The organism is Streptomyces aurantiacus JA 4570 (assembly GCF_000414115.1).
Taxonomy (GTDB): Bacteria; Actinomycetota; Actinomycetes; order Streptomycetales; family Streptomycetaceae; genus Streptomyces; species Streptomyces aurantiacus_A.
Window position 1 is genome coordinate 1 of record NZ_AOPZ01000435.1, and the last position, 10,875, is coordinate 10,875.

The 10,875-nt window shown below is 75.2% G+C and carries 12 protein-coding genes and 1 pseudogene; 6 read left to right on the plus strand and 7 right to left on the minus strand.

Annotation, left to right across the window (positions count from 1 at the left end):
- Together STRAU_RS40960 and STRAU_RS33465 are read right to left on the minus strand one after the other, a co-directional pair.
- Positions 1-840, minus strand: a pseudogene (locus STRAU_RS40960) (M48 family metalloprotease); the annotation flags it as partial.
- An 8-nt stretch (positions 841-848) separates the two neighbouring features.
- Positions 849-1,259 (minus strand): BlaI/MecI/CopY family transcriptional regulator, encoded by a 411-nt coding sequence (locus STRAU_RS33465; protein WP_016644849.1) that lies wholly within the window; start codon positions 1,257-1,259, stop codon positions 849-851.
- A 230-nt stretch (positions 1,260-1,489) separates the two neighbouring features.
- On the opposite strand from STRAU_RS33465, the gene STRAU_RS33470 reads away from it, so the two are divergent.
- The gene (locus tag STRAU_RS33470; RefSeq protein ID WP_016644850.1) at positions 1,490-2,065 is read left to right on the plus strand and encodes a TerD family protein; all 576 of its coding nucleotides are present in this window, start codon (positions 1,490-1,492) and stop codon (positions 2,063-2,065) included.
- 120 nt (positions 2,066-2,185) lie between these two features.
- Entirely contained in the window at positions 2,186-2,599 is a 414-nt protein-coding gene (locus STRAU_RS33475) for a CoA-binding protein (RefSeq protein WP_016644851.1), read from the plus strand.
- A 61-nt stretch (positions 2,600-2,660) separates the two neighbouring features.
- On the opposite strand, the gene STRAU_RS33480 is transcribed toward STRAU_RS33475, so the two are convergent.
- From STRAU_RS33480 to STRAU_RS33490, 3 genes are all read right to left on the minus strand, one after another.
- Positions 2,661-3,728: a PucR family transcriptional regulator gene (locus STRAU_RS33480; protein ID WP_016644852.1), complete on the minus strand. Its 1,068-nt coding sequence runs from the start codon at positions 3,726-3,728 to the stop codon at positions 2,661-2,663.
- Between the two features lie 119 nt (positions 3,729-3,847).
- The gene (locus STRAU_RS33485; protein WP_016644853.1) at positions 3,848-4,582 is read right to left on the minus strand and encodes a hypothetical protein; all 735 of its coding nucleotides are present in this window, start codon (positions 4,580-4,582) and stop codon (positions 3,848-3,850) included.
- A 156-nt stretch (positions 4,583-4,738) separates the two neighbouring features.
- Complete coding sequence (locus tag STRAU_RS33490) at positions 4,739-4,876, minus strand: hypothetical protein (protein ID WP_158692188.1); 138 nt, start codon at positions 4,874-4,876, stop codon at positions 4,739-4,741.
- 293 nt (positions 4,877-5,169) lie between these two features.
- Here STRAU_RS33490 and STRAU_RS33495 point away from each other — a divergent pair, with 293 nt between their 5' ends.
- Both STRAU_RS33495 and STRAU_RS33500 read left to right on the plus strand, forming a co-directional pair.
- Positions 5,170-6,288, plus strand: coding sequence for a helix-turn-helix transcriptional regulator (locus STRAU_RS33495; protein ID WP_052029395.1), 1,119 nt, complete (start codon positions 5,170-5,172; stop codon positions 6,286-6,288).
- Positions 6,289-6,341: 53 nt separating this feature from the next.
- Positions 6,342-7,391, plus strand: a complete 1,050-nt coding sequence (locus STRAU_RS33500) for an NAD-dependent epimerase/dehydratase family protein (protein WP_037663622.1) — start codon at positions 6,342-6,344, stop codon at positions 7,389-7,391.
- A gap of 42 nt (positions 7,392-7,433) precedes the next feature.
- Here the strand turns inward: STRAU_RS33500 and STRAU_RS33505 are convergent, their stop codons facing one another.
- Entirely contained in the window at positions 7,434-8,549 is a 1,116-nt protein-coding gene (locus STRAU_RS33505; protein WP_016644856.1) for a sensor histidine kinase, read from the minus strand.
- Positions 8,546-9,364, minus strand: a complete 819-nt coding sequence (locus STRAU_RS33510; RefSeq protein ID WP_037663614.1) for a response regulator transcription factor — start codon at positions 9,362-9,364, stop codon at positions 8,546-8,548. The genes STRAU_RS33505 and STRAU_RS33510 overlap by 4 nt, the downstream gene beginning before the upstream one ends.
- Positions 9,365-9,562: 198 nt before the next feature.
- On the opposite strand from STRAU_RS33510, the gene STRAU_RS33515 reads away from it, so the two are divergent.
- Together STRAU_RS33515 and STRAU_RS33520 are read left to right on the plus strand one after the other, a co-directional pair.
- On the plus strand, positions 9,563-10,282 hold the full coding sequence (locus STRAU_RS33515; protein WP_037663624.1) for a glycosyltransferase family 2 protein: 720 nt from the start codon (positions 9,563-9,565) through the stop codon (positions 10,280-10,282).
- The coding region (locus STRAU_RS33520) for a TIGR04282 family arsenosugar biosynthesis glycosyltransferase (protein ID WP_078621691.1) at positions 10,279-10,875 on the plus strand (597 nt) is incomplete at its 3' end. The genes STRAU_RS33515 and STRAU_RS33520, both read left to right, overlap by 4 nt.

Sequence of the window (10,875 nt, forward strand, 5' to 3'; positions counted from 1 at the left end):
CCGCGGGCGTCGGCGCGGGCGTGCGCCCCGGCGCGAGCGCGGCCTTGCCGATGGCGCGGGCGACCACGCGCCGGTCCCGTACCACCCCGGCGGCCTCTTCGTCGGCCCACCGCTCGGCGGTGTACGCGGTGGCGGTGCGCAGCGGCAGCAGGAACGGGTTGGCCCGCGCCGCCAGCTGCGTGACCAGCAGGAACCGGTGGTGGCGTGCCGCGAGATGAGCCCGCTCGTGGGCGAACAGGGCGCGCCGCTCGGCGGGTTGGAGCCGGTCGAGCAGGGCACGGCTGACGACGACGCGGCCGCCCGGCGCGAGGCGCCGGTCCCGCTCGCGACGCCCGCGCCCCGGCCCGCTCCCGCTCCCGCTCCCGCTCCCGCTCCCGCTCCCCTCCCGCTCCCGCTCCCGCTCCCGCTCCCGCTCCCGGGCAAGGCGTACGCGTACGCCTCCTCCTCGTCCGGCAGCACCGCCACCGACCTTCCGGGCAGCCCGGCGAGCGCCCGCCACCCCCGGCGCCGTACCGCCGCGTGCCGCCACAGCGTGCGCGCGAGCGCCCCACACACGGCGATCAGCGCCGGAATCGCGGCCGTGCCCGCGATCTCGTCGAACGGCAGGGCGGCGCGGACCTCCGGGTCGGACCAGCCGTCCGGCAGCGGGTTGCCGGGGAGTTGGGCGGTGCCGACGACCATGAGCAGGGCCAGACACAGCGTGCTGCACAGCGCCATCACGGCGGCGAGCGCGGTGAGCAGGCGGGTGGCGGTGCGCGGATGCAGATGCCGGTCGGCGAGCCGGGCGACCGGCCAGGCGGTCAGCGGCAGCACGAGCGGCAGGAAGACGAAGACCCCCATGCGTACGGTCAGCCCTCCGCGGCGTCGCCGCCGCCCGCTTCGCCGAGCAGATCGCGCAGCAGCCGCTCGTCGTCGGCGGACAGGGTGGTGACGAAGCTGGCGAGCACGGCCCCGCGGTCCTGCTCGCCGTCGAGGACCTTGCGCATCCGCAGCGCGGCGAGCCCCGCCTCGTCGCCGGTGGACCGCCAGACGAAGGAGCGCCCCGCACGCTCACGTGTCACCACGTTCTTCGCGAGCAGCCGGGTGAGGATCGTCATGACGGTGGTGTACGCGAGGTCGCCGCCGATGCGTTCCTGCACCCAGGCCGCGCCGACCGGGCCGCGCGCGCTGTGCAGCGCCGCGAGCACCTGGGCCTCCAGCTCGCCCTGCCCGCGCCTGCGCAGGCGCGGCTCCCGCTCTCCGCCCTCGTGCCGCGTCATGCCGTGTCCTCGCCTCCCGTCGCGGGCCGTGTCCCCTCGCGGTGCGTACCGCGCACTCCCAAACATCACACACGTCACGTATGTCACGTACGTCTCGCAGGGAGCCCCACATCGTAACGGCCGGAAGGGACAGTGCCCCCTCCGGACACTTCTACACTCATGTAGATTCTAAGCCCCGGCCCCGACCACGGCCGGCACCGTTTTTCCGCAGAGGACCACAGGAGGACACCGTGGGAGTTTCCCTCTCCAAGGGCGGCAACGTCTCGCTGAGCAAGGAGGCCCCCGGCCTCACCGCCGTACTGGTCGGCCTGGGCTGGGACGTGCGGACGACCACCGGCACGGACTACGACCTCGACGCCAGCGCGCTGCTCTGCGACGACTCCGGAAAGGTCGTCTCCGACCAGCACTTCATCTTCTACAACAACCTCACGAGCCCCGACGGCTCGGTGGAGCACACCGGCGACAACCTCACCGGTGAGGGCGAGGGCGACGACGAGGCCGTCAAGGTCAACCTCGCCGGCGTGCCCCCGCAGATCACGAAGATCGTCTTCCCGGTGTCGATCCACGACGCCGAGAACCGCGGCCAGAGCTTCGGCCAGGTGCGCAACGCCTTCATCCGCGTGGTGAACCAGGCGGACAACCAGGAGATCGCCCGCTACGACCTCTCCGAGGACGCGTCGACGGAGACCGCCATGGTCTTCGGCGAGCTCTACCGCCACGGCGCCGAGTGGAAGTTCCGCGCCGTCGGCCAGGGCTACGCCAGCGGCCTGCGCGGCATCGCGTCGGACTTCGGCGTCAACGTCTGAGGCGTCTGAGCCATCCGACGCGTCCGAGGCGACGACGCACGACGGCGGGGCCGGCCGGGAATCACCCGGCCGGCCCCGCCGTTGGCCTTACCAGACCACCCGCACCCCTGGAGGCCCGACATGTACGGCGACCCCGCCACCGTTCGCAGGATCCTCACCGGACTCGGTGACACATGGGCCGTCGTGGGCCTGTCCACCAACGAGCGGCGCGCCGCGTACGGCGTCGCCGAGGTGCTGCAGCGGTACGGCAAGCGCGTCGTGCCGGTCCACCCCAAGGCCGAGACGGTGCACGGCGAGAAGGGTTACGCCTCCCTCGCGGAGATTCCCTTCGACGTCGATGTCGTGGACGTGTTCGTGAACAGCGAGCTGGCGGGAGCCGTCGCCGACGAGGCCGCCGCCGTCGGCGCCAAGGCGGTCTGGTTCCAGCTCGGAGTCGTGGACGAGGCGGCGTACGAACGGACCCGGGCCGCGGGCCTGGAGATGGTCATGGACCGGTGCCCCGCCATCGAGATTCCGCGGCTCGGCGTGGCGTAGGGAATTTGAGGCTCGGGGGCTCGGGGCTCTGGAGCACTGGGGATCTGGAGCTCGGGCGCTCTCAGAACGGCCGCTCCGGCCAGTCGAGCAGGCGTGCTCCGATCACCGCCGTCTGCAGCGTGTAGCGGTGCAGCGGCTCGGCCGGATCGGTGCCGGTGAGGCGGTGGATCCGTTCCAGGCGGTACGTCAGGGCGCGCACGCTGAGGTTCAGGCGGCGGGCCGCCTGCGCCGCGACGCAGCCCGTGTCGAAGTAGGCCGCCAGGGTCTCGATGAGGGGTTCGGCGCCGCCGCGTGCCGCGCGCAGCGGGCCGAGGGTGTTCAGGACCAGGTCGGCCATGGCCTGCCGGTCGCGGGTCAGGACGGGGAAGACGAGCAGGTCGGCGGCGCGCAGGACCGGCGTGGTCAGGTCCAGGCGCTCCGCGAGGTCCAGGGCGTTCAGGGCCTCTTCGTACGACTGGACGACGCCGCCCGCGCCGGGCTGCGCGCGGCCGACGGCGACGCGGCCGCCCTCGACGACGGCCAGCGCCTGCGCGGCGAAGAAGTCGATCACGTCGTCCTGGTCGCCCGGCGCCACGCACACCAGCCGGCCGTCCTTCGTGGTGACCAGGACGCCGCGGTCACCGAAGCGGCCCGCGAGCGCGTGTTCCACGGCCCGGGGCGCCTTGTCGCCCTCCTCGTAGCCGCTGTCGCCCTGCGCGACGGCGACCGTGTGCGCGAACGACAGGCGCAGGCCGAAGCGTTCGGCGCGCTCGGCGAGCAGGCCGGGGTCGCTGCGGCCGTGCAGCAGGTCGTCGATGAACTCCCGTCGCGCGGCCTCCTCCTGACGGACCGCCAGGCGCTGGGCGCGTTCGTAGCCCTCGGCGAAGGCGTCGACGGCCTGCTCGACGGCCGCGAGCAGGGCCTCGGCGGACACCGGCGCGGCCGCCGGGTCCGCCCCGAAGGCACGGGACGCCGCCAGGTGCGCGCCGACCAGGGCGCGCAGTCCGTACCCGGCGTCGGCGGCGCGCTCGCCGAGCGCGGACCTCGACTCCCGTTCCGCGCGCGTCAGTCCGCGGCCGGCGGCGGAGGCGTCGGCGAGTATGCGGGCGTAACCCTCCAGGTAGTCGCCCGGTATGTCATGACTCGCCACCTGTGCCCCCGATGTTCTGACCAAGCACCTACGCCTTCTTGACGCAGGGCGTGGTGGTTGCGGCATCAGGAGTGACGGCTGCGCCGGCCCTGGCGGTTCCGGGGCGGGCGGAGGGCCGGTCATGCGCAGTCGGCCTGGGGCCAGTTGTCGTCCGCGGGTGCGGCGGCCGGGGGCGGGTCGGGGGTGGTTCGACGCGGCTCGGCGGCGGGCCCGTCCGGGGTGGCCGCGGCCGGGGTCACGCGTCCACCCGGGGCGAACGCCGCCGCGCAGGGCGCCGCCCAGAAGAACGCCCCGGCCTCGTCGTACGCGTACAGCACCACGCCGCCGCCCATGGTGGGCCGCGCGCCCCGGGCCAACGGGTCACGCCGGACCTCGACGACCGCGACGCCCCCTGCCCCTGTCGCCACTTCGGCCCGGCCCCATTCCGCGTCCACCCAGCCGGTGTGGACGGTGCCCACCGAGCCGACGAGGTCCCCCGGCGCGGGACTGCTCCGGTCCCGGAAGGCCCACGCCAGCGGGCGCGCGAGCGCGCGCGTCACTCCCCAGGCGACGAGCGCCGAGAGGGCGAGCAGGCCCACATCACCCGCCGCGTGCGCGAGTCCGGTCCAATCCGTCCGCGCGACGGCGACGGTCCCGCCGATGCTCACGGCCCATCCCGTGCCGGTCAGCAGCGACACGGCCACGGACACCGGCACCCCGCCGAGCCCGACGGTGCCCAGATCGGCGTCCTCGTCGAAGCTGTCCACCCGGACCGCCCCCACCGCGACGAGCAGCCAGAAGCACACCACCACCGCCAGCGCGGAGCTGAAGGCCACCCCTGGAAATCCCACCGCCGCGTCGACCAACTCCCCCATGCCCCCGCCCCCTTGACCGGTCATGCCAGGGAGCAACACCACCCGGGCACCGGCTCTCGTTTCCGTGATCCGGCACCCGGGCCCTCGCCCCCCGTTCCTGCCTCCTCATCCTGACGCGGCGGACCCCTTCCGCGCACTGCCTTTTTCCGGCAATCTTTACGCGCTCTTGATGCCGAGCCGCGGCGGGCGCAGGTGTACGCGGAGCGCCGGTGTGTCGCCCGCGCGGAACTGGCCGGGCGGGCTGGCGGGCGGGGTCTCCGGCAGCAGCGGCGGCGCCTGTCTGTGAGGGGACACGGGATGCCCCGGGTGGGGGGTGCCGCCCCGCGTGGGGCGGTCGTGCCGGGGCATCCCGTGCCGGTCTCGACGCACCGTGGACGCCAAAACCGTTGTCCGGCAAACTGCCGCTTCCGGCAAGCGGCTTCGGCGGTCATGACAACAGGGGTCCACGACAGGCAAGACCGTACCGGGGCCCGGGCGAATCGGAACGTCGGAGTTCCGCCACTGTCGGCATTCCGACCCCCGGGCCCGGCGTACCCGGACCCGGCCCCAGGAACCGGACCCGAGAACCGACCCAGAAAGGCGGCGGCATGGACGCGACGCCGAATTCGGCCCCGACCCCAGCGAGCGGCCCGGTGCTCTCCGGGCTCGGCGTCGGCCCCGGCGACGAGCGGGTGTACCGCGCGCTCCTGGCCGCACCCGGCTCGACGCCCGCCGAACTCGCGGCGGCCACCGGCCTCACCGAGGCGCGCGTGCGGCGGCATGCCGCATCGCTGGCCGGGCTCGGCCTGCTGACGGGCGCGGAAGGCGAGGCGGGCGACGCGGGCGACGTGGGCCCAGTGAACACGGAGGACGAGGCAGGCGCGGCAGGCGACGCGCGGCTCACCCCGGCCCCGCCCGACGTGGCCCTCGAAGTCCTCGCGCTGCGCCGCCAGGAGGAGATCGCGCACGCCCGCCTCGCCGCGGCCGGTCTGGCCGAGGAGTTCCGGGCCGGGCGGCTGCGCGGCGGGAGTTCGCCGGTGCAGTTGCTGCGTGGCCGTGAGGCGATCGCCCAGCAGTTCTTCCAGACGCAGCAGATGGCCAAGAGCGAGATCCTGATCCTCGACAAGCCGCCCTACGTCGTGGAACCGCTGCGGCGCCAGGACACCGTGCAGCGCGAGCGCCTCGACAAGGGCCTGCGCTACCGCGCGATCTACGACCAGGCGGGGCTCGACGGCCCCGGCCGGGTCGAGGCCACCCGGGACCTCGCGGCGCGCGGCGAGGAGAGCCGGGTGCTCGCGGACGTCCCACTGAAGCTGGTCGTCGCCGACCGCAAGGTCGCGCTCGTGCCGTTCGTGCTGCCCAGCGAGGAGGAGATCCTGGTCCTCCAGCAGTCCGCGCTCCTCGACGGCCTGATCGCGCTCTTCGACCTCCTCTGGCAGCGCGCCACGCCCCTGTGGCCCGCGGGTCCCGTCGCGCACGACACCCTCTCCCCCGACGACGAGCTGCTGCTCGCCCATCTGCGCGCCGGGCTCACCGACAGCGCCATCGCCCGCCGCCTCGGCGTCGCCCAGCGCACGGTCGAGCGCCGGATGAGCCGCATCATGGCGGTGCTCGGCGTCAGGACGCGGTTCCAGGCGGGGGTCCGTACGACCGCGCTGTACGGACACGAGGACTGCGGGCGCCCCGGGTCGGGCCTGCCGCCTCTTCCAGGTCTTACGGAACGGTGACGCGGGGCCCCGGCGCGGGGCGGACGGGGGCCGGGCTGCCTAGCGTGGACGGCATGCGGGTACTGGTCACCGGCGGAGCCGGGTTCATCGGAACACATGTCGTCGACGCGCTCCTCGCGCGCGGGCACGAAGTCGTCTCGTACGACGCGCTGCTCGCGTCGGCGCACAGCGGGCCACCGCGCGCGGCGCGCGCCGGGGAGCGGCTCGTCGTCGGCGACGTGCGCGACCCCGACGGCGTGGCGTCGGCGCTGCGCGGCGTGGACGCGGTGTGCCACCAGGCGGCGATGGTGGGGCTCGGCAAGGACTTCGCGGACGCGCCCGCGTACGTCGGCTGCAACGATCTGGGCACGGCGGTGCTCCTTGCCGCCATGGCGCGGGCCGGGGTGCGGGAGCTGGTGCTCGCCGGGTCGATGGTCGTGTACGGCGAGGGGCGGTACGCGTGCGCGGCGCACGGGGTGGTGCGGCCGGGGCCGCGCGCCGAGGCGGACCTCGCGGCCGGGCGGTTCGAGCCCCGCTGTCCGTCCTGCGGGGCGGAGTTGACGCCCGGCCTGGTGGACGAGGACGCGCCCGTCGACCCGCGCAACGTGTACGCGACGACGAAGCTCACGCAGGAGCACCTGAGCGCGGCGTGGGCCCGCGCGACGGGCGGCCGGGCGGTGTCGCTGCGCTACCACAACGTCTACGGCCCCGGCATGCCGCGCGACACCCCCTACGCCGGGGTGGCGTCCCTGTTCCGCTCGGCGCTCGCCCGGGGTGAGGCGCCGCGTGTCTTCGAGGACGGCGGACAGCGGCGGGACTTCGTCCAGGTACGGGACGTGGCGGCCGCGGTGACGACGGCGGTCGAGGGCGCCCGGGGGCCCGGCCCCGAGGCGTTCCGCGCGTACAACGTCGGCAGCGGTGAGCCGCACACCGTCGGCGAGATGGCGCGGGCGCTCGCCGACGCGTACGGGGGCCCCGCCCCGGTGGTCACCGGTGAGTACCGGCTCGGTGACGTCCGCCATGTGACGGCGGACTCGGCCCGGCTGCGGACGGCGTTCGACTGGAAGCCGGAGGTCGGCTTCGCCGACGGCATGCGGGAGTTCGCCCGGTCGGCGTTGCGCTAGGGCGTGCTCACGTGGGCCCCGCCCGCGGCAGCGGCAGCACGCTCACGCCGTCCCCGCCGGCGGCAGCACCACCTCGAAGCGGCAGCCCCCGGAGACGTTGCGTACCGCCGCGCGGCCCTGGTGGGCCTCGACGATGCCGCGCACGATGGCGAGGCCGAGGCCCGCGCCGGCCGGGGGCGTACGGGCGTGGGTGCCGCGCCAGCCCGTGTCGAAGACGCGGCCGAGGTCCTCCTCGGGGATGCCGCCGCAGCCGTCGGTCACGGACAGCACGACGCCGTCGTCCGAGCGCTCCGCGGCGACCGCGACCGTGCCGTCCGCCGGGGTCCGGCGGATCGCGTTGATGAGCAGGTTCCCGAGAACCCGGCTCATCTCCTTGCTGTCGACCTCGACGGGCACCGCGTCGATGCGCTGCCCCACCAGGCGTACGCCGTGCTCCCGCGCCAGCGGGTCCGCCCCCGCGAGCGCGTCGCCCACGAGGTCGTACACGGAGATCCGCGCCGGCGAGAGGGCGAGCGCGCCCGCGTGGATGCGGGAGAGTTCGAAGAGGTCGCCGACCATGCCGTTCAGGCGCTCCACCTCGGTGCGGATCTGCCGCAGATAGCGGTCGGGGTCCGCGGCGACCCCGTCCTCCAGGGCCTCGGCCATCGCCCGCAGGCCCGCGAGCGGCGTCCGCAGGTCGTGCGAGATCCACGCGACCAGCTCGCGGCGCGAGCTCTCCAGCGCCTGCTCGCGCTCCCGGGACTCGGCGAGCCGGGCGCTGGTCGTCTCCAACTCCCGGGTGAGCGCGGCGAGTTCCGCCGTGGCAGGTTCGTGGGGCGCGGCGAAGCTGCCGCCCGTGCCGAAGGAACGGGCGGCCAGCGTCAGCGCGTTGCTGCGGGCCACGACCCACCGGCCGAGCAGCAGCGCGGTGGCCGTCGCCACCACGGCGGCCATCGCCACGACGACGGTGACCACGGTCAGGTCGTGCCGCGACAGGAACATCTGCCAGGCCACGGCCAGCGTCCCGGCGAGCATGGCGGTGACGGCGACCGCCACGACGACAGTCAGCGACACGACCAGCGAACGGTGGCGCAGGAGGCGCAGGACGAGGGCGCCGAGGAGTCCGGCGGCGACCGCGCCGAGGAAGGCGTAGAGGGCGATGAGGAGGATGTCGTTCATGGGCGGGGGGCTCTTTCGCCGTGGACATCGCCGTCGACGAGGTCCGGTGCGGATGCCGGTTCCTGTTCCGGTGCCGGACTGTGCACGGTTTCCGACCCCGGTGCCGGTTCCGCGTCGAGCCGGTACCCGACCCCCCACACCGTCTGGACCAGGCGCGGCGTGGCCGGGTCGTCCTCCACCTTCCCGCGCAGCCTGCGCACATGGACCGTCACCGTCGACAGGTCGCCGAAGTCCCAGCCCCAGACCTCCCGCATCAGCTCCTCCCGGCCGAAGGCCCGGCCCGGGTGCCGCAGGAAGAACGTCAGCAGGTCGAACTCGCGTACCGTCAGGGCGAGTTCGGTGCCGTTCTTGGTGGCGCGACGGGCGGCGGGGTCGACGGTGAGACCGCCCGCGCGCAGCAGGGAGCCGGGCCGGGGGCGGGGTGCGGACGCCTGGCTGCGGCGCAGAACCGACTCGACCCGCAGCACCAGCTCGCGCGGGCTGAACGGCTTCGTGACGTAGTCGTCGGCCCCTATCTCCAGGCCGAGGATCCGGTCGTCCTCGTCGCCGCGCGCCGTCAGCATGATGACGGGGACCGGCCCCCGGGCGCGCAGCCTGCGGCAGACCTCGAGACCGTCCATGCCGGGCAGCATCAGGTCCAGCACGACGAGGTCGGGTTTGCGGGCGGCGGCGCGCTCCAGGGCGGCGGGGCCGTCCTCGACCTGCTCGACCTCGTACCCGGCACGGTTCAGATAGCCGGTGACGACCTCGGCGACGGTGCGGTCGTCGTCCACGACGAGCACGCGGGGGCCGGGGCCGGGGGGCGGTGTGTCCATGCGCCAAGCCTCGCACCGCGTCCGGGCGCGCGAGCGCCGGGTGCGTCCGGAGCCCGTCGACGTCCGTGTTTCGTAAGGACCTCGCGCCCCTTTTGTCCGTTTTCCCTTCGTAGGGTGAGTGACGTGACGCACTCCTCCCCCGACTTTCCCGACTCCTCGGAGTTCCCGGACCCGACGGACGTCCCGGGCTCCCGCGACGTGCGGGCCGACATCGTCCTCCCCTGTCTCGACGAGGCGGCGGCGCTGCCGTGGGTGCTCGCGCGTGTCCCGGCCGGCTGGCGCGCCATCGTCGTGGACAACGGCTCCACGGACGGCTCCGCGGACCTGGCGCGCTCGCTCGGCGCGACCGTGGTGCACGAGCCGCGGCGCGGCTTCGGCGCCGCCTGCCACGCCGGGCCCACCGCCGCCTGCCACGCCGGGCTCACCGCGGCCGACGCGGACGTGGTGTGCTTCTGCGACTGCGACGCGTCCCTGGATCCGGGCCTGCTCGTGGACTTCGTACGGGATGTGGCCGCGGGCCGCGCCGACCTGGTCCTCGGCCGCAGGCGCCCCCGGGCGCGCGGAGCGTGGCCCGCGCACGCGCGCGCGGGCAACCTCGCGCTCGCCCGGATGCTGCGCCGCCGCACCGGTCTGCGCCTGCGCGACCTGGGCCCGCTGCGGGCCGCCCGCCGCGAGGACCTGCTGTCCCTCGGTCTGACCGACCGGCGCAGCGGCTACCCCTTGCAGATGGTGGTGCGCGCGGCCGACGCGGGCTGGCGCGTCGAGGAACGCGACGTCCCGTACCTGCCCCGCGCGGGCAGGTCGAAGGTCACCGGTACGTGGCGCGGCACCTGGCACGCGGTGCGCGACATGCGCGCCGTCCTGGCGGAGCCCCGGGTGACGCCGGCCCCCGGGGGCCGGGAGGACGCACAGCGATGACACACGACCGCGCCACTCCCGCCCCGGACAACGCCTCCGGCACCAACAACGCCCCCGGCCCGACCACGCCCCCGAGCCACCGCGCCGGGCCACGCTCACACGACGACCCCGCCCCCGCCGGGCGCCGAGCAGGCGCGCGGGACGGGCACCTCACCCTCCTGGTCATCGCCAAGGCCCCCGTCCCCGGGCGCGTGAAGACCCGGCTCACGCCTCCGTACTCCCCCGAGGAAGCCGCCCGGCTCGCCGAGGCCGCCCTCGTCGACACCTTGAACGTCGTGCTCGCCGTGCCCGCGAGGCGGCGTGTGCTGGTGCTCGACGGAGCGGCCGGGCCCTGGCTGCCGGACGGCGTCGAGGTGGTGCGGCAGTGCGCGGGCGGGCTCGACGAGCGGCTCGCCGGGGCGTTCGGCGGGTGCGACGGGCCCGCCCTGCTCGTCGGCATGGACACCCCGCAGCTCTCCCCCGCGCTGCTCGCCCCCGCGCTCGCCGCGGACGCCTGGCGGACCGCCGACGCCTGGTTCGGTCCCGCGGCGGACGGCGGCTTCTGGGCCCTCGGCCTCGCCGCGCCCGACCCGGGGCTGCTGCGGGGCGTGCCG